The 22,475-nt window shown below is 63.4% G+C and carries 13 protein-coding genes; 6 read left to right on the top strand and 7 right to left on the bottom strand.

Annotation, left to right across the window (positions count from 1 at the left end; all coding sequences use genetic code 11):
* Nucleotides 1-2: 2 nt before the first annotated feature.
* Complete coding sequence (locus tag HV793_RS29445) at nucleotides 3-1,316, bottom strand: YihY family inner membrane protein (RefSeq protein ID WP_054458580.1); 1,314 nt, start codon at nucleotides 1,314-1,316, stop codon at nucleotides 3-5.
* A gap of 17 nt (nucleotides 1,317-1,333) precedes the next feature.
* Here HV793_RS29445 and HV793_RS29440 point away from each other — a divergent pair, with 17 nt between their 5' ends.
* The 3 genes from HV793_RS29440 to HV793_RS29430 all read left to right on the top strand — a co-directional run bounded on the left by HV793_RS29440 (nucleotide 1,334) and on the right by HV793_RS29430 (nucleotide 4,124).
* A complete protein-coding gene (locus HV793_RS29440; RefSeq protein ID WP_054458579.1) occupies nucleotides 1,334-1,705 on the top strand; it encodes a DUF2069 domain-containing protein in 372 nt (123 codons plus the stop codon).
* Entirely contained in the window at nucleotides 1,702-3,189 is a 1,488-nt protein-coding gene (locus tag HV793_RS29435) for a protein adenylyltransferase SelO (RefSeq protein ID WP_175214368.1), read from the top strand. The genes HV793_RS29440 and HV793_RS29435 overlap by 4 nt, the downstream gene beginning before the upstream one ends.
* A gap of 215 nt (nucleotides 3,190-3,404) precedes the next feature.
* Nucleotides 3,405-4,124, top strand: coding sequence for a response regulator transcription factor (locus tag HV793_RS29430; protein ID WP_054458575.1), 720 nt, complete (start codon nucleotides 3,405-3,407; stop codon nucleotides 4,122-4,124).
* 15 nt (nucleotides 4,125-4,139) lie between these two features.
* Here the strand turns inward: HV793_RS29430 and HV793_RS29425 are convergent, their stop codons facing one another.
* On the bottom strand, nucleotides 4,140-5,585 hold the full coding sequence (locus HV793_RS29425; protein WP_225589318.1) for a sensor histidine kinase: 1,446 nt from the start codon (nucleotides 5,583-5,585) through the stop codon (nucleotides 4,140-4,142).
* A gap of 95 nt (nucleotides 5,586-5,680) precedes the next feature.
* Nucleotides 5,681-7,654: an EAL domain-containing protein gene (locus HV793_RS29420; protein ID WP_175214366.1), complete on the bottom strand. Its 1,974-nt coding sequence runs from the start codon at nucleotides 7,652-7,654 to the stop codon at nucleotides 5,681-5,683.
* A 509-nt stretch (nucleotides 7,655-8,163) separates the two neighbouring features.
* Between HV793_RS29420 and HV793_RS29415 the strand changes: the two genes are divergently transcribed.
* From HV793_RS29415 to HV793_RS29405, 3 genes are read left to right on the top strand one after another with little or no spacing between them, the layout of a single operon-like run.
* Entirely contained in the window at nucleotides 8,164-9,546 is a 1,383-nt protein-coding gene (locus tag HV793_RS29415; RefSeq protein WP_054458572.1) for a putative bifunctional diguanylate cyclase/phosphodiesterase, read from the top strand.
* A gap of 36 nt (nucleotides 9,547-9,582) precedes the next feature.
* Nucleotides 9,583-10,653: a chorismate synthase gene (gene aroC / locus HV793_RS29410; RefSeq protein ID WP_054458570.1), complete on the top strand. Its 1,071-nt coding sequence runs from the start codon at nucleotides 9,583-9,585 to the stop codon at nucleotides 10,651-10,653.
* Between the two features lie 37 nt (nucleotides 10,654-10,690).
* Nucleotides 10,691-11,530, top strand: a complete 840-nt coding sequence (locus tag HV793_RS29405) for a M48 family metallopeptidase (RefSeq protein WP_054458568.1) — start codon at nucleotides 10,691-10,693, stop codon at nucleotides 11,528-11,530.
* A 47-nt stretch (nucleotides 11,531-11,577) separates the two neighbouring features.
* On the opposite strand, the gene HV793_RS29400 is transcribed toward HV793_RS29405, so the two are convergent.
* From HV793_RS29400 to HV793_RS29385, 4 genes are all read right to left on the bottom strand, one after another.
* Nucleotides 11,578-13,536, bottom strand: coding sequence for a bifunctional diguanylate cyclase/phosphodiesterase (locus HV793_RS29400; protein WP_119450725.1), 1,959 nt, complete (start codon nucleotides 13,534-13,536; stop codon nucleotides 11,578-11,580).
* A gap of 17 nt (nucleotides 13,537-13,553) precedes the next feature.
* Nucleotides 13,554-14,237 carry a transglutaminase-like cysteine peptidase gene (locus HV793_RS29395; protein WP_175162500.1) on the bottom strand — a complete coding sequence of 228 codons (684 nt, stop codon included), beginning with the start codon at nucleotides 14,235-14,237 and terminating at the stop codon, nucleotides 13,554-13,556.
* 105 nt (nucleotides 14,238-14,342) lie between these two features.
* The gene (locus HV793_RS29390) at nucleotides 14,343-17,582 is read right to left on the bottom strand and encodes a retention module-containing protein (protein ID WP_175214365.1); all 3,240 of its coding nucleotides are present in this window, start codon (nucleotides 17,580-17,582) and stop codon (nucleotides 14,343-14,345) included.
* 161 nt (nucleotides 17,583-17,743) lie between these two features.
* The gene (locus HV793_RS29385; protein WP_217481791.1) at nucleotides 17,744-22,381 is read right to left on the bottom strand and encodes a VCBS domain-containing protein; all 4,638 of its coding nucleotides are present in this window, start codon (nucleotides 22,379-22,381) and stop codon (nucleotides 17,744-17,746) included.
* Nucleotides 22,382-22,475 lie beyond the last annotated feature (94 nt).

Genomic DNA, 22,475 nt, shown 5'->3' with positions numbered 1-22,475 from the left:
TGCTAATTCTTTTTCGCTTCCAGCTGCAGCACGGGAGCGATTCCATTTTCGGTATTTTGCGCTTCTCCGCAGACTTCTTCCAGCGTGGGCGCATTTTGCTGGGAAATCACGGCCGAGGCGACTCGCAATATCTCGGGGTCATTGCGGACCCTGGGCTGGCCGCGGTCCAGCAGAAAACGGTCCACCACGGGTTCCATCGAGGTTTGCCGGGCGTCGCAGGTCAGAACCCAGAGGCCTTCGGGGCTGCGCGTCGCCAAGCCCATTTCAGCCAGGGTTTCCAGGACTTCGTTCAGTTCGTCCTGGTGCAGGCGCAATTGCGCGGCCAGCAGATTGGCGGGCAGTCCGGGCGGATTGGCCGTCTGCGCCTGGCGCAGCGTGCGCAGCGCATCCACGGCGTCCACGAAGGGCGCACCTGGATAGCGGTTGATTTCCCAGCGGCCCAGCCGGATCAGCGGCGCGCTGGACGCCAGGATGGCTCCCAGCAGCACTGCCAGCCATGACAGGTAGATCCAGAGCAGGAAGATGGGCAGGGTGGCGAATGCGCCGTAAATGACGGTGTAGGTGGGGAAGCGGGTCAGGTAGTAGGCGAAAGCCGACTTCATGATTTCCAGCACGATCGCGGTCACGCAGCCCCCGACAAGGGCATCGCGCCAGAGAACCTCGCGGTTCGGGACCATGACGAACAGCGTGGCAAAACCCAGGGCGGTCAACACCAGCGGGATGAACGACACCGCAACGCTGACGGCTTCGGGCACGTCCCGCACCAGGCCCAGCGATTCGCGCGCCACGAACGAAGTCGCCCAAAGGCTGGCGCCGGCCACGACGGGGCCCAGCGTGATGATGGCCCAGTACACCAGCGCGCGCTGCCGCAGCGGGCGTTGGCGCGTCACGTGCCAGATGTCGTTGAACGCCTTGTCGATCGTCATGATCAGCAACAGCGAGGTGATCAGCAGGAATACGCCGCCGATGGCGGTCAGGCGTGAAGCCTGGCGCGCGAACTGATTCAGGTAATCCATGATGTTGTCCGAGACGGACGGCGGCATCAGGCTGTTGGTCAGGAAATCCTCGAGCGCGACGCGGAATTCCTGGAATACCGGAAAAGCAGTAAACAGCGACAGGACCACGGCCAGCATCGGCACGATGGCCAGGACGGTCGTGAAGGTGAGGCTGGACGCGACCTGCAGCAGTTTCTCTTCGCTGGCGCGTTCGGCGCTGAAGCGCACAACACGTCCGGCCCTCGCGATCCATGAAGAGCGCGAGGTCGAGTGCTCGGTGGCCGCCGGCGTCGCGGCGGCAGGCTCGGCGGGGCGATTCATCAGGCGATAATAGCAGCATGAACCCTGAACTCAACCCCCGCTTGCGCCTGCTGGCCTCGGTATCGCTGTTCGCCCTGATCGTGCTTTGCGTCACCTGGGAAACCGTGGTGGCGCCGCTGCGGCCGGGCGGTTCCTGGATGCTGCTCAAGGCCCTGCCGCTGGCGTTTCCGCTGCGCGGCATCCTGCGCGGCAATCTTTATACCTATCAGTGGGCCTCGATGCTGTCGCTGCTCTACCTGATGGAGGGCGCGGTGCGGGCCATGTCGGATCCGGCTCCGCTATCCGTGTTGATGGCCTGGGGCGAGATCCTGCTGTCGGCCATTTTCTTCCTTAGCGCCATTTTCTACGTGCGGCCTGCCAAACGGGCTGCCAGGAGGCAACGCGCATGAGCGCCCATACGTTGTCCGACCTGCGCGTCGTCAATTCCTTTGCGGCATTGCCGTCAGCCTTCTACACCCGGCTTGCGCCTCAGGCCTTGAATAATCCGCGCTTGCTGCACGGCAATGCGGAAGCGGCGGAACTGATCGGCCTGGACCCGTCGGCCCTGTCCACGCCCGAGTTCCTGAGCGTGTTTTCCGGCGCCCAACCGCTGCCAGGCGGCGATACGCTGGCGGCGGTCTACAGTGGCCATCAGTTCGGCGTCTGGGCCGGCCAGTTGGGCGATGGCCGCGCCCATCTGTTGGGCGAGGTCGAGGGGCCGCAGGGCAATTGGGAGCTGCAGCTCAAGGGGTCGGGCATGACGCCGTATTCGCGCATGGGCGACGGCCGCGCGGTGCTGCGCTCGTCGGTGCGCGAGTACCTGGCCAGCGAGGCCATGCACGGGCTGGGCGTGCCCACGACGCGGGCGCTGGCGCTGGTGGTGTCCGACGACCCGGTCATGCGGGAAACGGTGGAGACAGCCGCAATTGTGACGCGTATGTCCCCCAGTTTCGTGCGTTTCGGCTCTTTCGAGCATTGGTCGTCGCGCCGCCAGCCCGACATGCTGAAGACGCTGGCGGATTACGTCATAGACCGTTATTACCCGGAATGCCGGGAAGCGGGAACGGGCGAGCCCTCGAATGACGTGACGCCCTATATCAACCTGCTGCGCGCCGTCACCCGGCGTACGGCGCTGCTGATGGCGGACTGGCAGGCGGTGGGCTTCTGCCATGGCGTGATGAATACCGACAACATGTCCATATTGGGGCTGACGCTGGATTATGGCCCCTACGGTTTCATGGACGGTTTCCGGCTGGGCCATGTCTGTAATCACTCGGACTCGGAAGGGCGCTATTCCTGGAACCGCCAGCCGTCCGTCGCCCTCTGGAACCTTTATCGCCTGGGTGGCAGCCTGCACGCGCTGGTGCAGGATGTAGAAGGCCTGCGAGCAGTCCTGGATGAATTTGAGCCGGTCTTCACGCGTGCCTTCCATGACCGCATGGGCGCCAAGCTGGGCCTGGTCGCATGGCGACCGGCCGACGAAGCGTTGCTGGACGATCTGCTCAAGCTGATGGACGCCAATCAGGCGGACTTCACCTTGACGTGGCGTCGCCTGGCCGACGCCTTGTCGGGCCAGCGTAGCGCGTTCGAGGACCTGTTCATCGACCGGCCGGCGGCAGGAGCCTGGCTGGATCGCTTGGTGGCGCGGCACGCGCAGGACGGCCGGCCGATGCAGGATGTAACCGCAGGCATGAATGGCGTGAATCCGCTATACGTGCTGCGCAATCACCTGGCGGAAGAGGCGATTCGGGCGGCCAAGACCGGCGATGCCAGCGAGATCGATACCTTGATGAGGTTGCTGCGCAACCCCTACGAGGCCCAGCCGGGGTATGAGCGGTATGCGGGTTTGCCGCCGCATTGGGCGGGCAGCCTGGAGGTCAGCTGTTCGTCTTGAAACCGGCCGCCAGCCGAACAACCGGGACATTTGCGAAAGCCGTTTTCCCGCGATTTACGGGAAAATAACCATTTGGACAAGGAATATCGCAGTTTTTTTCATTGCAATCATTCGTTTCCATTGTAAAAGACGTAAGATTGTCGCCAACGGAATACCCGGGGACTCTGCGTCCGCGGGGCATTTGTCGATAATCTTCAAAATAAAGCACTCTAAATATGGCTGGCGCAGATGGTTTGCTGTGTATCGGTCTGCTTGAGGATGACGCCGACTTCCGGGAGGAGTTGGCGTTAGGCTTGGGTGGCTATGGTTTCCGGGTGGCATTCGCCTGTGATAATGCCGCGGCGTTTTATCGCCGGTTGCAGGAACAACCCTGCGACATCGTCATTCTTGACGCCCACCTGCCCGGTGAAGACGGTTTCTCCGTGGCGACCCGCCTGCGCGCCCTCAGCCCCGTCGGTATCGTCATGCTGACAGGTCGCAGCGCGCTGGAAGACCGGGTGCGCGGCCTGGAAGGCGGCGCCGATGTCTACATGACCAAGCCAGTGGATCTGCTGGAACTCAGTTCCGTCATCCGTAGTTTGGCTCGTCGGATGCGTCTTGCGAAGGCGCCTCGGCCGGTGGATGCGGAAACGCGCGCCACCGCGGACACTTCGTGGTCCCTGCAGGACGGGGGCTGGATCCTGGTTGCGCCGGATGGCGCCTCGCTGCATCTGAGCGCCCAGGAACGGACCTTCCTGGTTGCCCTGATGGATGCCGCCGGCAGCGCGGTCAGCCGTCAGGTCCTGGCGGAGTTGTTCCTGCCGGACAGCCCGGGCGGCTTTGAATTGCGCCGCATCGACGTGCTGGTCAGCCGTTTGCGCGCCAAGGCGCAAAGCGCGGGCCTGAAGCTCCCCGTGTTGTCGGTGCGCGGCCAGGGCTACGTGTTCGCGGCCTGAACCCGCCAGAGGCGGTCAAGCCGCCGGAGCGCTGGCCGGCAGGGTGACGACGAAGCGCGTGCCTACGCCTACTTCGCTTTCCATGGTCAGTGTGCCGCCCTGGTTCTGGCAGATGCGCCGGGCCAGGTAGAGCCCGATACCCATGCCTTGCGTTTCGCGGTGCGCTGTGCGCCGGAAATGCGGTTCGAAGATTTTGGCCTGTTCCTCGACGCCTATGCCCGGGCCGCGGTCGGTGACGGCGACCCACGCCATGGGAATGGCGCCCACCCGGGTTTCGCCGGTTTCTATGCGCACGGGCTCATTCGCCGGCGAATACTTGATGGCATTGTGGATCAGGTTGCGTACCACCACGCTGGTCAGCGGACGGTCGCAGTAGACCGGCAGGGAGGGGCTGGCTTGCACCATCAGCGCATGCGCCGTATCGGGCTGCATGGCGGTGACGACATCGAGCACCAGATCCGCCATGTCCGTTTGTTCGCCGCGCGGCATCCAGGCCTGTTCGCCCAGCCTGTCCTGGTTCAGCAACTGATCCATGAGTTCGGTCATCCGGGCGACCGACCGATGAATGCGCGCCAGACGGTTGTCCACGGCCTCGCCGCTCTCGGCAAGTATCATGTCCAGGGATTGGGCTGCCGCGCTGACGGTGGCCAGCGGTGCGCGCAGTTCGTGCGAGATCAGTGCGTTCATCTGGCGCTGCGTATCCAGCGCGCCGGCCAGTTCTGCCAGCCGCAGTTCGCCTTGGGCAAGGTGTTCCGCGTCGGCGTGCTCGTGGCCTGCGCGTTTCGACCCCAGTTGCGGGTGGCCGTGCTGATGGATCGCCAGCAGGATCAAGGCGCTAGACACCAGCAGCAGTCGCGCCAATTCGGCGATCGTTCCTGCCGCGGCCTGGGGCAGCCAGGCGTCCTGTCCCAGCAGCCAGGCCGAGATGCCATAGGCGCCGGCCAAGGCCAGCGCGGCCGCTCGCGCTGGCGACGGACTGGCGGCGCGGACCATGAACCAGGTGGCCAGCGGCAGACTGGCGATGGCGCAGGCCCCGGCGATGGCGGCGGACACGACGCCGTTGCCCGGGGCGTATGCGACGATCAGCGCCAGTACCGCTACCAGCGTCAAGGCCAGGCTGGCCCAGCGGCAGGCCGTCGCCAGTTTGTCGGCGGATGCTTCTTTGAGGATGGGCGCCGTGAGCGCCAGCAGGGCGGCATAGGAGCCGGCTTGCAGCGCCGCCGCCGGCAACAGCGTGGGCATGGAGCGGAAAACCCCTTCGATCAACATGAAGGCCAGCCCCGCGCCGAAAATGGCATTGCGGGTGGCCGCCCATGCGACTGCGCAGGCCACGCCACAGGCCGTGGCGACACCGGCTATCAGGCCCAGATGCAGGTCTTCGTGTGAAACGCCTACGCCGTAGGCCAGCGCCGCGTCGGGGCCGAGCAAGGCGCATAGCAGCATCCCCACGCGAGGCAGCATGGCTTGCCGAACCGCGGAGGCGTTACCGGTGCGCCGCAGGCGGGAAGGCCAGCGGGCGCGAAAAAGCCAACAGATGCGAAGCAGCATGCCTTCCGTCAACTGGAAACCCATGGATGATCAGGTGCGATGTCGTGCGTCTGGGCGGAGTTTACGACAGGCCCGCGCATGGCGTGGACGCCCAGGCCCGCCAGGACGTTTTGCGTGGCAATGTCTGGCACGTCCTCGGCGTAGACCGCGATATTCAGCGCGGCCGCGGTGGCCACCACCGTGGCGGCGAGGTGCTGGCTGCCCGGACTGTGGAGCAGGCCGGCGATGAAGCCGCCGCACAGCTTCAGATAGGACAAGGGGAATTCGTGCAGGTGCTCGATGGCGCCGAACTGGTACGACAGTCGGCTTACACCGACGCGGGCGCCCGCAGCCACGACGATGTCGCAAAGCGGGTGCAAGTCGGTTCCCTGAGCGGCCAGGGCCGCCGCGTCGATTTCCACGATCAGGCGCGCGCTCAGGGCGGGGCGGTCGGCCAGCATGCGTTGAAGCCTGGACTGGAACGACGGTTGGGCGATCGATGCCAGCGAAATCGGCACTGCCAGCGCGCCGGAGCGCGCATACAGCCAGTCCAGCCCCAGGCGGATGGCTTGTATGTCGCATTCGGCGGACAGGCCGAGGCGGACGGCGGGAGGCATGAAGATCGAAGCCGGAACGGGGTCGGCGCCGCTGGTGTCGTGCAGGGTCAGGCTGGCTTCCTGGTGCAGCAGGCCGCCGGAAAGATCGTGCAGAGGCTGCACGGACAAGGAGAACCTGTGTTGTTCGAGCGCCGTGACCAGAGCGTCATGCCAGCTGTATTCGCCGATGTGCGTGCTGTCCGGCGCGCGGCTGGCCGAGGCTATCTGGTCGTCGTCGGCGCTTTCGGCGCACATCAGCGCGTGATCCAGCCGTGCCAGGATGTCGCTCATGCTGTCTCCTGGCGCGTAGGTGGCCATCGCCAGGGCCCAGCGGCAGGATTCATGCTTGTCCATGGGCACGCGCAGCGAGCGCAGTTCGCGCCGCACCCGCTCGGCCAGCAGGCTGGCCTGAGGCGCCGAGGCGCGGGGCAGCAGCAGCGCAAAATCCGAACCGCTGATGCGCGCGAGCATGGCCCCCGGAGCGCCGAATTCAGCGACCAGCTTGCGCAGCCGGTCCGAAGACGAGCGCAGCCACTGGTCCGTGAACGCGCGCGAGAGGTGCCGGTTGATCTGCGCCAAATCGCGTTGACGAAACATCAGCAGATGGCCGCCCGCATCAGGGTCCTTGTCCGCCAGCGCCAATCTGAATTGGTCGACAAAATACTTGCGGTTGTGCAGCCGGGTGACGGGATCCCTGTAGATCTCGCTCTGTAGCGATTCGATCCGAGCATTCTGTTCCTGGACCGTGGCGGCGACCAGGCGTTGCGCGTCCACCAGCGCCTGGTCGACACCCGCCTGTTCGCTGGCGCCATTCGATGTCTTGCGGTCGCCAGGCGCGAGCGCGCGCTCGCGTTCACGGACGTCGCGCGAGATGCGCGCTTCTATTCGCCGCGCCAGATTCACGCAGAACAGGGCCCACAGCAGGCCCGCGGCCAGCACCAGTCCCAGGACCCGCACGCCGCCTTGCCATAGCGTATCGCGAGCAGTCCGCGAATCTGCTTGCACGGTCACGACGCCTTGTGAACTGCCGTCTGGCGCAGCGTAAGGCCGCGATACGGCGGGTGCGGCCATGTTCAGCCAGGCATCACGCCAATCGTGCTCTCTGGTTTGTGGGTCGGTTTGCGGCGTTTGCCGTTCGACGACAGGCGCCCCATTGTCGTCCGCGATGCGCACCAGCGCATATTCCCCTCCTGCAAACATGTCATCCACCAGCGCAGTCCGTTCTTCGGGGGCGGCGGCCGCATGCGACAAGGCCCAGGCCAGCGCATTAGCGCCGTCGTCGCTTTGCCGCGCCAACTCCGCGCTCAGATAGCGGTGCGCGGCCAGCATTCCCACCGTCTGTGCGCCGAGCAGAACGAGGCCGATCAGGAGGGCGGTGAAGAAAAGTAGCCGGCGGAATGTGGACATGTATTTGGAGGTTCCCTTCCTGGCCGTTGCGTGGCCTGCACTGAGGACTGCCAGGTGTCCGGATGGAATGGCGTCGGATCGAGATCAGGGCTGGAGGGCCGGGATACGGGTGTGATACGAGTCACTAATACATCAGTGGTACAGCAATTCTACATGTCACAGAACGTGCCGAATATTACTAAATTCACGCCGTAAGACGCCAAGCTGTGCAATTATTTCGAAGCTGTCTGATTTTCAATGACAACTATCGAGACACGGTGTATTAATTTTTCGGGTGTAGCTGTCGTAAGTAGTAGGCGAGCATGGCGCAAGGGCCGGCGCCAGTCTGTCGTGGCTCATCCCAAACCCTCCGTGAGCAACCAAAGTAACCGTAGGAATACAGGGAAAAGAGGTGCGTTGCCTCTGAAGTGTGGCGTTTTTTGCGAAAATAATGCATATTTTAAAAAATGTTACAGTCCTTGGGTTCCCTTTCGAACCGCAACGCCAGGGGCTTATGGATAGGGGGCTTCGTGCGTGAGAGTTACCTGCTCGCACTGTGCCTGACGCTTGCGGGCGCACTTGTAGCGATATGCTGGGTCTTCGTACGCAGGGAACGCCTGCTGCGTCAACGCCTGACGCGCGATGAACTGACCGGGGTCCTGAATCAGCAGGAATTGCACCGGCGCGCCCGTGCCTGGCTCAACGATGCCGAGGGCCGTTCGCGCCGCGGCGCTTTCTTTCTGGTGAGCTTCGAGCAATACGCCGAGATCAGCGCCATGTTGCGCGCCGGCGAAGACCAGGCTCTGCTGGTGCAGGTGGCCAATCGCCTGGGCCTGATCTGCCGGTCCATGGGCGGCATGGTGGCGCGTTCGGGGGCGGATGCGTTCACGGTCTGCGCACCCGACGTGGATGAGGCCGGAGCCGCTCAGGTGTCGGCCAAGCTGCTGGAAGCCCTGAGCGTGCCTTACGAACTCGGCGGGCGTCCCCTGATGGCGATGTTCCGCGTCGGCGCTGCCCTGTATCCCGAGCATGGCCGCAGCGTGGAAGAACTGCAGCGCTGCGTGCAGGTCGCCTTGCTGCCGCTGAAGGAGCGCGGCGGGCCGGGCTGGAACCTGTTCGATTTCCGCATGCTGGCGCGTCAGCGCGACCAGCAGGGGCTGGAGAACGACCTGCGGCTGGCGCTGACCACGCCGGACATGGATCAGTTCGAACTGTATTACCAGCCGGTCTGTGACAGCGGCACCGGCATGGTGCAGGGCTGCGAGGCGCTGCTGCGCTGGCATCACCCCGTGCTCGGCAGCGTCTCGCCCGCGGTGACCATCGAATTGGCCGAGCGCAGCGGCCTGATCGTGCCGCTGGGGGCCTGGATATTGGAGCGGGCATGTACCCAGGCTGCGCTATGGCCGGCGACCTGGCGCGTGCATGTGAACCTGTCAGTCAAGCAGATGAACGAGGATGGTCTGGTCGAACTCGTGTCGAATGCGCTTGCGGCCGCAAACCTTGCCCCGCGCAAGCTGGTGCTGGAAATCACGGAATCTCTCTTCATCCTGCACTACGAACGGCACGTGAAGATCCTGAACACGTTGCGGGCGATGGGCATCGGTGTGGCGCTGGACGACTTCGGCTGCGGCTATTCCAGCCTGAACCACCTGCGCTGCCTGCCGATCGATTGGGTCAAGATCGACCGCAGCTTCATCTCAGCGCTGGAATCCGACGCCGGCAGCCGCGAGGTGGTCTCGGCGCTGTTCGGCCTGTGCCAGGCGATGCATCTGCCGGTGGTGGCCGAGGGAGTCGAAACCGAGGGCCAGCGTGAAATCCTGAAGTCGCTGGGATGCCGGGTCATGCAGGGTTTCCTGTTGGGACGTCCCGCACCGGCCTCCGAAATCCAGGCTTTGGCCTCGGCGGTGTCATAATCGGGGTTGCTTGCAAACCCCACCTGTTGACTCCCTATGCCCGGCAATACCCTAGGTACCCTCTTTACCGTCACCAATTTCGGCGAATCCCACGGGCCAGCCATCGGTTGCGTCGTGGACGGCTGTCCTCCGGGGCTGTCGCTGGATGCCTCCGACATCCAGCTCGAACTGGACCGTCGCCGTCCCGGCACGTCGCGCCATGTTACGCAGCGCCAGGAAGCCGACCAGGTGGAAATCCTGTCGGGCGTATACGAGGGAGTGACCACGGGTACGCCCATCGGCCTGCTGATCCGCAACACAGACGCGCGCAGCAAGGACTACTCCAACATCGCCGACACGTTTCGACCGGGCCATGCCGACTATGCCTATTGGCGCAAGTTTGGCGTGCGCGATCCGCGCGGGGGCGGCCGTTCTTCGGCGCGCCTGACGGCGCCGACCGTCGCGGCAGGCGCCATCGCCAAGAAATGGCTGGCGGAGCAATACGGCGTCAAGGTGCGCGGCTACATGAGCCAGTTGGGGCCCATTGCAATCCCCTTCGATTCCTGGGAAGAGGTTCCCAATAATCCGTTCTATGCGCCCAATGCCGCAGTCGTGCCCGAACTGGAGGCCTACATGGACCAGTTGCGCCGCGACGGCGACTCCGTCGGCGCCCGGATCGAGGTCGTGGCCGAGAACCTGCCCGCGGGCTGGGGCGAACCGATCTATGACCGGCTGGACGCCGACATCGCGCACGTCATGATGGGCCTGAATGCCGTGAAGGGCGTGTCGATCGGCGCGGGCTTTGACAGCATCGCTCAGCGCGGCTCGGAGCACGGCGACGAAATCACTCCGGACGGTTTCCTGACCAATAACGCGGGCGGGGTGCTGGGCGGCATTTCCACTGGTCAGCCAGTCACCGTTTCGCTGGCCATCAAGCCTACCTCCAGTATCCGCGTCGAGCGCCGCTCCGTGAACCGCGCCAATGACCCGGTCATGGTGCAGACGCTGGGTCGCCATGACCCTTGCGTCGGCATCCGCGCCACGCCCATCGCTGAGGCGATGCTGGCGCTGGTCTTGATCGACCACGCCTTGCGCCACCGCGGCCAGTGTGGCGATCCGGTAGTCTGATACGCTGTTGCTCTTCGAATTGCCTGGGAGGTCTGCCATGAACCGGAAACGTCTTCTGCTGCGCAACGCGGGTGCAGCGCTCGCGCTGGCAGCCCTGGCGGGCTGCACGGGCATGAATACCACGCAGTCGGGCGCCATTGGCGTCAACCGGACCCAGTACATGTCCAGCATGGTGCCTTCGCAGGCGCTGGAACAGGAAGCGACCCAGCAGTACGCCGACATACTCAAGCAGGCGCAGGCCAAGGGCCTGCTGGACCGCGACCCCCAACAGGTGGCGCGGGTCCGCACCATTTCCCAGCGGCTGATCGCGCAGGCAGGAGTCTTCCGGCCTGACGCCGCCAGCTGGAAATGGGAAGTGCATGTGCTGTCCAGCAACGAGATCAATGCCTGGTGCATGCCGGGCGGCAAGATCGCTGTCTACACGGGCCTGCTTGGCAAGATCAAGCCCACGGACGATGAGCTGGCGGCGGTGCTGGGCCATGAGATTTCGCACGCCTTGCGGGAGCACGCGCGCGAACGAGTGTCCCAGCAGATGGCGACCAATCTGGGGCTGTCGGTGCTGGCGATCGCCACGGGTTCTTCCGCGGCGTCCGACTTGGGCGGACAGTTCACCAGCGTCATGTTCACGCTGCCCAATAGCCGCACGCATGAAACCGAAGCCGACCGCATGGGCGTGGAGCTTGCGGCCAGGGCGGGATTCGATCCGCGCGCCGCCGTGACGCTGTGGCAGAAAATGGGCGCGGCCGACCAGGGCAGCGCACCGCCCGAGATCCTGTCGACTCACCCGTCCGCGGCATCGCGCATCAGCGATCTGCAGGCCGCAGCCCAGCAGGTGCTGCCGCTGTACGAACAGTCCAAGGGCAAAGCCTCCCGCTGAGGCTCTTGCGGCGGCCGTGACTATTACGGCCGCCTCGATCCGCTGTCTTATGCCGCGGCTGTCTTGACGCCGGGGCCGCGCATGACGGCGATGCCCAGCCTGGCCAGGATGCGTTGGGTTTCGGCATCCGGCACATCTTCTGCATAGACCGCTATCTTCAGGCCGCGCGCGGTTTCCAGCACCGATGCCGTCAACTGCTGGCTGCCGGGGCTTTGGGACATGCCGCCGACGAAGCCGCCGCCCAGTTTCACGTACGACAAGGGCAGGGTGTGCAGTTGCGCAACTGCGCCGAACTGCTGAGCCAGGCGGCGCACGCCGATATGCGTGCCGAACTCCGAGGCGACGCGGGCCAGCGTGGCGATCTGCTCGTGGCATTCCACCAGGCCGTGCGCATCGATTTCCAGGTACAGGCGCCGCGCCAGAGACCGGTGTTCGGTCAGCAGCAGCGCCAATTGGCGGAAGAACTTCTGGCCCCGCAACGAGGGCAGAGCCACCCGAACAGCCAATTCGCCAGGGTTGGCGGCCAGCCAGTCCAGTCCCAGGCTCACGGCCTCCAGGTCGCAATCGGCCACCAGATCCAGACGCACGGCCGGCGGGATGAACAGCGTGGCGGGTATCGGCACCTGGTCGGCCGCGGTTCGCAGCATCAGCATCGCTTCGGTGCGGACGGTGCTGCCGTCGGTGGCTTGCAGGGCTTCCGTGGCCAGTTCGAAGCGGTGCTCTTCCAAAGCGGATTGGATCGCGTCCTTCCAGGCGCGTTCGCCCGATTCCGAAGGCGACTGCATGTCGGTCGCGCCAGCGATCACGACATGGTCGTTGCCGGCGCTTTCCGCCCGCATCAAGCCGAAGTCCAGGCGGGCAAGCACCGGCCCGGCCTGGCTGCCGTGGCCATAGTCGGTCATGGCCTGCGCCCAGCGGCACAGATGTCCTTCACCCACGGGGATGCGGGACGCGTGCAGGTCGGCGCGCACCTGTTCGGCCACCATCATGGCCTGCGGCGCCGCGCAGCCGGGCAGCAGCAAGGCGAAATCCGAGCCGTTCAGACGGGCCAGCAGGGGCGATGCCACATGCATGCTCTTGAGCGTGCCGCGGATGCGTTCGCAGGCCGTGCGCAGCCATTGGTCGATGAACTCGCGCGGCATATGGCGATTCAGGTCCGCCAGGTCGCGCTGGCGGAACACCAGGACGTGGCCGCCGTCGATGCTGCGGCCGGTCGTGAGGGCAGGGGCCTCCAGCGCGCGGCGGAACTCGTTGACGAAGTACTTGCGGTTGGGCAGGCCCGTGACCGGGTCCTGGTTCAGTTCCAGTTCCAGCGATTCGATCTTGGCGTTCTGTTCTTCGACGCTGGCATGGATGCGTTCGCGGGTCTGGTTCAACGCCTGCACCACCCCGGACAATTCAGGCACGCGGGCCTCGACCTGTTCCGTCGGGGATTCCTGGCCGATGCTGCGCACGTGATCGCTGATTTCACGCAGCAGGCGGTTCTTGATCCAGCCCACCAGCATGAAGGCGAACACGGCCCAAAGAATGCCGGCGCCCACAACCAGGGCGATCATCTTGAGGCTGCTGCGCCACAGGGCTTCCCAGGCATAGGCGTCGTTGGCGATCAGCGTGACCTCGCCGATCTGGCGCCAGCCGTCGCTGACGGCATGGCTGGCCGATTGCGTCGTCAAGGGAGCCAGCGCCTGAAACCAGGCGGGGACTGACGCCGCGGTGGCCGTGGATTTCCGTTCGATCAGGACCTTGCCTTCAGGATCGCTCAAGCGCACCAGCGAGAAATGCCCGCCGTCGTACAGCGCCGACACCAGCAGCTCTTGCACGACCGGGTCGTTGTTCGCGGGCTGCGACAGCGACAGCGCCAGCGACACGGCAGCGTCTGTGCTCTGCACTTGCAGTTGGCCGGACAGGTACTCCCGGGCGGAGTTCACGCTGAGCGCGAGCGTGCCCAGCAGGATGACGCCGATGGCGAGGGTAACGCTGAGCAATAGCTGTCGAAGTATGGACATAGTCTTATTTCCGGACATCAGGGGCGCACGCCTTCCCGTTCCATGCGTTGAAGTAGATCACGCCAGCGGCTGAGACGGTCAACCGGCGCGGCGGGCTTGCCGTCCACATAGACGCCGTCCGCATTGAAACTGAATACCGGCGTCAGGTCGCGGCGCTGCGTGGCGGGCAAAATGGTCGAGATCAGGTTGTCCAGCACCAGCGGCACGGCGTTGGGGGTTTCGTAATAGCCCAGCACCATGTGGGCGATCTGGGTGCTGCTGGCCGCGCCGCCGATGCGCGCGCGGACGTAGATGAAGCGCAGTTTGTTGGCAGGCACGCCCAGCGCCAGCAGCGTGAAGTACTTGCCAATGACGTAGTCTTCGCAATCGCCCGCGCCCCTGCCCAGCGATTCTAATGGCGTGGCCCAATAATCGGCCTGTTTCCAGATGGTGATGTCCTCGCCGGACATCAGGGAGCGATTCCAGAAATCATTGGCCTGTGTCAGTGCGCCTTTTTCCTGGGCAGGGGCGGGGCTGCGCATCAATTGCAGCCATTCCGAAACCGCCTTGGAGCCTTTTGCGCCATAGCGGCTGGCCGACAGGCTTTGCAGCCGGTCGGCATTCACTTCCAGGGCGGAACTTCCGCCCCAGCCGCAAGCCAGGCATAGCAAAGCCAATCGGCACAGATTCAGCGTGCGGCGGAAACGGCGGGACGATGGCATGAAACGGATTTTCACATTTTTCCGGGCATCTTAGATGCGCCCTGGGAAAAAATGCGTCATGCAGGTCGGGGGAGGGCCGCTGCGGGCCGCCCCTGGGGCTATTGCCTAACCGTGGTCAACGATCAGCTTACCCTTCTGCAGCAGGTCGTTGATGATGGCCTGATTGTTCATGAACTGGCCGTAGGCATCGTGGGTGAGGTCGACGTTTTCTAGCACGATCTTCTGATCCGCGCCCTGGGTGCCAAGCTTGCCCTGGGTATTCACGTCGATGACCGTGTTATAGCCTTCCTTGCGGAAGTCCAGGTACTTGGTCAGTGTGCTGTCGCTTTCGCCGACCAGCAATTCCTGCAGATCCAGGATGTCGCCATCTTCGACAGGTTTCAGGATCGAGAAGTCCCGGATTGTATCCACTGCCGGGGCGGTGATTGTGCCCTGATCGTTGAATTCCCACTTGAACGTGTCGCTGTCGACGCTATACCCGCTGCCGTCCCGTCTATAGAAGTCAAAGCCATCACCGGTCACGATGTCATTGCCCATGCCGCCAATCAGGACATCGCTTCCTCCGTTGCCTTCCAGGCTGTCATTGCCTGTGCCGCCCGACAGGATGTCTTGGCCACGACCACCTGAGAGCTTGTCGTCGCCGCCTTGGCCGTAGAGGATGTCATCGCCTTCATTGCCAGCAAGGAAGTCCTGTCCACCACGTGTATCGCCGTGCACGTCGAGCATGTCATGGTTGTCCGAGATGAACCGGTAAAGATCGGAATCCGTAGGTGGCACGCCATTCTTGAGAAGCAAGAATTCCTTGAGCGCCCACAGACCAGACCCATCGAGCAGGCCTTCAGGCCTGGCCGGGTTGCCATCAACGCCCCAGGGCAGGAAGTCCGTGTTGATGGTATCGCCGAAAAGAATGTCTGAACCGCCATTGCCGAAGAGTACGTCGTTGCTCAGCGGAGCCAGCACATGGTCCAAGCTGCTCTTTGCGTGGGCCTCCCGCTCGGAAGTGTCCGGCAAAACCAATCCGCTGAGAGAATGTGGTGAGGGAGGAGAAATCCCCAGTACGCCGCCTTTGTCGCCCAGTATTACGTCATTACCGCTGCCGCCGATCCAATAGTAGATGTTGTTATCCGGAGTGCTGTTTTGGCCGAAGTAGTTGTTGCCGACGATGAGCTCGCCAGTACTCAGCTTGAACGTCTGCTGATATGAGGTGTCCTGGCCGCCGTTGGCGGTGCCACCGGTATCCTTGACACGGAATTCGAAGGACGAACCGTCACTGCGGCGGAAGTCTTGGCCGTCGGGTTGAAACGTCAGTTTGCCGTTGGCCAGGTCTTCCAGGCTGATTTCACATCCTGGCGCGATCGCTTCGCCGTTCAGGAGCAGCGTACCGAATAAGGGGAGAGAATCTATGATCACCGACTTTAGCGAATGGCCCTCCTGCGGATCGGAGAACGGGAAGTCATTCAGGCCAAATACGTAGAGGTCGCCAGCTACCGCATTGTCGGGGTTGTCCTGCGACAGCGGCGCATCGTTGACGGACAGGACGCCAATGTCCAAGATGGATGACGTCGTGACAGAGCCATCCGTCACGGTATAGGTGACCTGCGGCACTGCGCCGTTCCAATCCACGTCCGGCGTGAATGTATAGCTGCCGTCGGCATTGATGAGGATCAAGCCCACGCCCGCTATGTATGCCGTGTTGCCCGCGAGATGCTTCGCGCCGTCGACGGTGTACGTGACAACGCTCAGCGCATCGTTGTCGGCATCGGCCGCGCCGCTGAGCACGTTGCCGGAGACCGAGTGGTCTTCCAGGACCTGGTCGGCATGGGGCAGGATTACCGGCGTCTGGTTGGTACCGGTAATTTCGACCGTGAGGGTCGCCGTGCTTGTACCACCCTCGCCGTCGGAGACGGTGTAAGTGACCGAACTATAGTTTTTTTCGCCGGCGCCGAGATGTTGAAAGGCATAGCCTGGGTCGAAACTGTAGGAGCCGTCGGCGTTCAGCGTGAACGTGCCGCCATGGGAGCCCGCGATGGCGGCGCCTACGCTGGCTGCGTTACCGTTGACTTGAGAGACGGTAAGCTCGTCGCCGTCAGAATCCCTATCGTTCGCCAGCACGCCGTTCTGAGCGCTGACGTCGAGGGTCGAGTCGTCGCTGGTAGCGCCCGAGTCGTCAACCGCGACGGGCGCGGGATTGGCGATGGCCCAGTCGAACTTCTGCGAAGTTGTTGCGCCAGAGGGATCCGTGGCGGTAACGGTGATGTTGTAGACGCCGAGACTGCCGCCCTGCGAGGCCGAGGGATCGATATCGCCGGCAATGATGCCGGTGTGCGGATCGATGCTGAGACCGGGCGGCAAGCCGGTTGCGGTGTAGGTAAGCTTGTCGCTGGCGTCCGGATCCGAGAAGTGGCCAGAGATGTCATAGCTCACATGGGGCTGGGCGTCCAGGCTGGAGGTATCGGAAATGGCTGTGGAGACTGGCCCGTCGTTGGTGCCGGTGATCGTCACGACGGCGGTTGCTGTGGCGGTGGCGCCGCGGGGATCCGTGATGGTGTACGAAATGGTGCTGGTAGTGGTTTCGCCTGCGGCCAGGCGGTCAAACTCGTTTCCCGGCGTGTAGACGTAGCTCCCGTCAGGCAGAACGGTGAACGTGCCGCCATTGCTACCCGCGACCGTAACGCCGCTCGAGGTCATGGTCCTGCCGCCGACCGACGCTATTGCCAATGGATCGCCGTCTGGGTCCGTGTCGTTCGCGAGCAGGTTGCCGCGCACCTGATGGTTCTGCTCACCTAGTCCTGCATCGTCTCGTGCGGCGGGCGCATGGTTGACGCTGACCGGCGTTGGTGTCTCGTCGTCGTTGCTGATGGCGCCAGTGCTGGACATGCGAGGCAGTGCCGCATCGCTGCGACCGGGATTGGAATAGCTCAGATCAAGCGGACTGGTGGTTTCAAGAAGGCGCGCCAAACGGACGAAGCTGCTGCCACCGGCGCTACCCCCGCCGGCCACCACGGCGGCGGTGGGATCGAGTTGATCGAACAGATCGCGGCCATTGCGCAGGGCTGCCAGCAAACGTTCGGAGTCGGCGCCTTTGGGGGGCGTGACCGCCGCTTCGGACACATCGTCGAGCGTGCCGGTCATTTCGCTGGTCAGCGCGACCTCGCGGCCTTCGCCGATGATGATCGGCATGCCGTTTTCGACTTGAAGGGAAACCGTGGCGCCTGACGCCGTGACGACGTCACTGCCGGCAGGAACCTTGCTGCCGAGGTGCAGTTCGGTCAGGGATCCGTCGCCATGGCGCAACCACGCGCGACCGGAAATTTCGTTGACGATTGCGGGAGACGTATTGGCCATGTTGGTTCCCTCTTCAGGGCGTTATCCAAGATGGCCAGATACTAGATGTCGTTGCCGGGACTAGATACTGGCAACACTTATAGGGTCAAGCAGCAATGCAGATGCTAGGCGGGAAATGCACCGCCGGGAAGGCCGTTGCCGGCCTTCCCGGGGCTTGCTGCTTAGCTGTGGTCGACGTTCAGCTTACCCTTTTGCAGCAGGTCGTTGATGATGGCCTGATTGCTCATGGCCTGACCGTTCGCGTCATGGGTGAGATCAACGTTCTCCAGCACGATCTTCTGATCCGCGCCCTGGGAGCCAAGCTTGCCCTGGGTGTTGATCTCGACGAGCGTATTGTTGGAGTTGGCCGGATCCTGCTTGAAGTTCAAGTACTGCGACAGGTTGCCGTCCTTCTCGCCCACGAGCAGGTCCTTAAGGTCCAGCACATCCCCGCCGTCGACGACCGAGGCCTTCGAGAAGTCCTTGATCGTGTCGATCGCAGGCTGCGCCGTGGTGCCCTGGTCGCCAAGCTGCCACTTGAACGTGTCGCTGCCGCCGTCACCCCACATGGTGTCGTTGCCCTTGCCGCCGACCAGGATGTCGTTGCCGGAGCCGCCGTGGAGCTCGTCGTTGCCGGTTCCGCCATAGAGCTTGTCGTTGCCGTCATCACCCCACAGGACATCGTTGCCGCCCTGGCCGTAGATGATGTCGTCGCCCTTGCCGCCATGCAATTCGTCATTGCCGCCACGCGTGTCGCCAGCCGCATCGAACTGACCCGGATTCTGCTTGATGAACTCGTATATCCGTTCGTTCGTCGGGGCGACGCCGTCCACCGCCTTGAGGTAGTCCTTCAGCGAGTCGAGACCGCCACCATTGTGGGATCCCGCGGGATTGCCGGCCCACGCGAGGTGGTCGGTGTTGATCGCGTCACCGAAGATGATGTCGTTGCCGTCGCCACCGTAGACCGTGTCGTGGCCGACTTCGGCCGGATTGCTCGTGCTGCTGCCTCCCTTGAGAGCGGCCTCCAGGTCGTTGGCGGTGTTGACGATGTCAATTGCGCCAGTCTTGCCGTACACGGTTTGGTATCCCGAGGGATTGCCGAACCAGTCCCACCCGGTGGGCAGCCTGATCTGGCCATCGCCGGAGCTGTCCGTGTTATCGAAAAAGCGCAGGATGTTGCTGTCGATGCCGGTTCCGATGCCGATCCCGTGGACCTTGCTGGCGCCGTTGAGGGCTTTGAAGGCGTCGACGGCTTCCTTCATGGTGTTGTAGTCGGTATCGTTACCCGGTCCCTTGACGCTCCCTCCGTTGTTGTAGTACTGCGTCGGGTTGCCGTCGGTCAGGAAGAACGTCAGGTTTTCGAACTTCACCCCATTCGGGTTCGCTTTACCTTGGTCAGCAAACCATTTCACGGTAGCGTCGAACGCCGCCTCGTAGTTGGTGCCCGCGGTATCGCCGCTCGCAATCGTGAGTTTGTTGATAGCCTCGATCAACTTGCTCAGGTTGGCCTGCGTGAGGTTGTTGAACGTGATCGGATCTTGAGCATGGGTTGCGAAGCCGATCAGCGATACGTTGACGACGCCGTCGTGGTGCTCCAGGTCGGCGGCGAGCTTGACCAGCGCGTCCTTAACCAGTTGCATGCGGTTGACACCGGAACCGGACTGCGCGGACATGCTGCCTGAACGGTCCACCACCAGCGCAATGTTGTAGTTCGTGCCGGGGGTGACGTTCGTGACGTAGCCGCCCTGGTCCGCCAGGATGACGTCATCACCCGACCCGCCGTTCAGCGGCGGTTTGCCGCCGCTGCCGCTGTCGTCATTGCCATGGGTCACCAGGTGATCGGCGGAGATGACGAACTTGTGCTCGGTCGAGGTGTCGTTGCCGCCATTCGCCGTGCCGCCATTGTCCTTCACTTGGAAATTGAAGGAGCTGTCCTGCTTGTCGGCGCCCGGCGTGAACTTCAGCAGGCCTTGTTCGATGGCCGACTTCGGAATCTCCATGCCGGCCGTGACCGGCTTGCCGTTATAGGTCATCGTGCCGCTGGTGGGCGGTTGGGTGATGATGACGCTTTGCAGGCTGTTGCCTTCCGCTCCATCGTCGAAGCGGAAATCGTTCAGCGAGAAGACGTACTGGTTATCGCCAACTTCCAGGTTCGCGGAACCGTCCACGGTCGTGGGCGCGTCGTTGACGCCATTGATGGTGATGGTGATGGTGCTGGTGGCCGAGCCGTCGGCGGAGGCGACCGTGTAGGTCTCGACGATGCTTTCGCCCGCCTTGAGGAACTGGATCGCGGCGTTGTTGACGTTGTAGGTATAGGTGCCATCGGGTTTCATTACGATGACGCCCAGCGCTCCGCCGGCATGCGTGCTGTTGGTGAGCTTGAGGGTGGCGGTGTCGAAGGTCGACTGGCCGGCATCGGGATCCGTGATCGTGACCGCGCCCTTGACGGTGAGATTTCCGCCCGTGACGTTCACATCTTCCGTGACCGACCGGAAGTCGTTGGTCATCACCGGCACGTCATTGGTGCCATTGATCGTGATGGTGATGGTCGTGGTGCTGAAGTCGCCGTCGGAATCGCGGATGGTGTACGAGAACACGTCCGAGAGCTTGTCGCCTTGCCCCAGTGCATTGACGCGCGGATCGGTGTTGTTCAGGGTATAGGTATAGGTGCCATCGGCGTGGATGGTGATCTTGCCGTACACGCCATTGACCTCGGCGTTGACGTTGCCTTCGATCGCCTTGTTCGCGTTGGCCGAACCCTTGGCCACGCCGACCACCGTGGTCACGTCGGCGCCCACGGCGTCCGCACCGGTGCCGGTGATGACGTTGCCGGTGGCTTCCAAGACCTTGTCTTCCGTCACACTGGCCGTGTCCGGCTTTGCCTCGGGCGCCGTGTCGGTGATCTGGATGATCAGGCTGCCGCTGCTGCCGTGGCCGCCAGCATTCTTGGCGGTCACGATGAAGTCGTCATGCACGCTGTCCTTGCCGTTCGAGTGATTCTGGGATTTCCCCTTCTCGGTATAGGTGTAAGTGAGCTTGCCGGTAGCTGGATCGTAGCCGGTGATCTTGAGCGTGCCCTTGCCCGTGGTCAGGCTGACGGGGTTGGCATTCGTCGCCTTGGTGACGTCCACGCCATTTACGTCGACGCTCACGATGCCCAACGCCGCGGAAATCTGCATCGTTCCCGTAACGGTGTCGCCGGTGGCTTCCGCCACCTTGTTCGTCGCGTTCGTAACGGCGGATTCCGCGGTGGAGGTCACGTTGAAATGCGTGTTCACCTTGTCGCCGTCGCCATCCGTTCCGGTAACGCCAACCGTGAAGTCCATCGGGCCGGCGGGAACGCTTTCCGTATAGGAGCCGGTCGTGAGGAAGGACATCCTGACGCCGCTGCCCGCGGTGACCTCGATGCTATCGAATTGAGTGAACGAGGGGGTGCCCTGGCTCAACATCTCCTTCGTGATGTGAATGGCGCCAGTCGTACTGTTCACGGGTACGGAGATCATCTTGGAGACGCCGTCGCTCCATACCGTGATATTGAGCGTGCCGCTTCCCTTGACTTCCGCGACATTCAGCTTGAAATCCGAGAGGGCTTCGTTGAAGTCCATGCGGAAGCTTTCGCCCGAGTCGAAGGAGGTGTTGCCGATCCCGAACGAATTTCCGCTGCCGAACGTGTTGGCATTGAACGTCTTTCCGCCGCCGGCGCTCAGCGTGGCATAGCCGAGGTCATAGGTGGATTGGGGGTTGTTGCTGATCGAGGAGGCCAAGTCGATCGACGCGGTCGTCCCGGGCCGGGCTTCGTGCTGGGTGACGGTATAGCCGCCCTCCGGATTCAGGGTCACCGTGAAGATCTTGGTCCCGTTGGGCGAGAAGATGTCGACCGAAGACTTGTTGAGCGCGCTGGTCGTCCAGTTCTGCGGCAGCTGACCGACAGACGACACGACCAGCGTGGCGCCCACGGCGTCGGCGCCCGTATGGAATTCCAGGGTGCCGGTGGCGCTGGTGGCGGCATTCTCCATCACAGTATTGGAGACGGCGCCGAATTCCGGACTGTCATCCTCGATATTGATCGTGATGGTGCCGTTGCTGGTGGCGTGGCCATCGCTGACCTGCACGCCGATACCCAGCTGGAGCACGTCCTCGACCGAGTTCGTCGGGTGATCCACTTGGCCCGACAGGGTTACGGTGTAGCCGCCCGCGTCGGTCATCGTGACAGTGATGACGGAGTTTCCGTGGAAGTCCTTGCCGACCAGGGTGTGGCCATTGTCCGACAGGGTCCAGACGACAGGTTTTCCTTGTGAGGTCAGGGCGTTGTCCGCCGGCTTGACCAAGGTGACGGTATGGGTGTCCTTCACATCCAAATCGGAGATGGTCAGGTTGCCGGAGTAGGTGACAGCGTTCGTCGTATCCGTGGTGCCATTGCTGTCAGGTATGCCGTGCGGCAGGCCTTCTTCAGACAGGTTGATGCTGGCGCTGCTGATCGAGGGCAGATCGTTCGTGCCGGTGATCGTAATCGTCAGCACGGCCTCGCTCTTGTCGCCGTCGGCATCGGTGATGGTGTAGCGGATGGTCTCGGTCAGCAATTCGCCCGCCTGCAGCCCCTGGACAGCTTGCAAGCTGTTGTTGAGCTGATAGGACCAGGTGCCGTCGCCATTGTCTACCAGCGTGCCGTACTTGGCATCGCCGGTAGTGATGACCGTCGTGACTGCATCGGCGCCGAGCGTGTCGTTGCCCAACAAGTTGCCGGAGATGGGGGCGGTCGTGCCTTCCGTGATGCCCGCCGTGTCGTTCTTGGCCTCAGGAGCGGTGTCGGTGATGAGCACGACCAGGTCGTCAGACTTGACCTGGTTGGCCGCATCGGTGACGGTGACGGTGAACTTGTCGGTGACGGAGTCGTCGCCGGCGGTGTGGTTCTTC

The organism is Achromobacter aegrifaciens (assembly GCF_902859965.1).
In the GTDB taxonomy this organism is placed as follows: domain Bacteria; phylum Pseudomonadota; class Gammaproteobacteria; order Burkholderiales; family Burkholderiaceae_B; genus Achromobacter; species Achromobacter aegrifaciens.
Note: the sequence above shows the minus strand (reverse complement) of the source record. Positions and strands in the feature narration are given on the sequence as shown.

Bases quoted from the DNA above. Each gene is read 5' to 3' on its own strand.
- HV793_RS29445 (WP_054458580.1), bottom strand. From the start codon at position 1,316: ATGAATCGCCCCGCCGAGCCTGCCGCCGCGACGCCGGCGGCCACCGAG.
- HV793_RS29440 (WP_054458579.1), top strand. From the start codon at position 1,334: ATGAACCCTGAACTCAACCCCCGCTTGCGCCTGCTGGCCTCGGTATCG.
- HV793_RS29435 (WP_175214368.1), top strand. From the start codon at position 1,702: ATGAGCGCCCATACGTTGTCCGACCTGCGCGTCGTCAATTCCTTTGCG.
- HV793_RS29430 (WP_054458575.1), top strand. From the start codon at position 3,405: ATGGCTGGCGCAGATGGTTTGCTGTGTATCGGTCTGCTTGAGGATGAC.
- HV793_RS29425 (WP_225589318.1), bottom strand. From the start codon at position 5,585: ATGCTGCCTCGCGTGGGGATGCTGCTATGCGCCTTGCTCGGCCCCGAC.
- HV793_RS29420 (WP_175214366.1), bottom strand. From the start codon at position 7,654: ATGTCCACATTCCGCCGGCTACTTTTCTTCACCGCCCTCCTGATCGGC.
- aroC (WP_054458570.1), top strand. From the start codon at position 9,583: ATGCCCGGCAATACCCTAGGTACCCTCTTTACCGTCACCAATTTCGGC.
- HV793_RS29405 (WP_054458568.1), top strand. From the start codon at position 10,691: ATGAACCGGAAACGTCTTCTGCTGCGCAACGCGGGTGCAGCGCTCGCG.
- HV793_RS29400 (WP_119450725.1), bottom strand. From the start codon at position 13,536: ATGTCCATACTTCGACAGCTATTGCTCAGCGTTACCCTCGCCATCGGC.
- HV793_RS29395 (WP_175162500.1), bottom strand. From the start codon at position 14,237: ATGCCATCGTCCCGCCGTTTCCGCCGCACGCTGAATCTGTGCCGATTG.
- HV793_RS29390 (WP_175214365.1), bottom strand. From the start codon at position 17,582: ATGGCCAATACGTCTCCCGCAATCGTCAACGAAATTTCCGGTCGCGCG.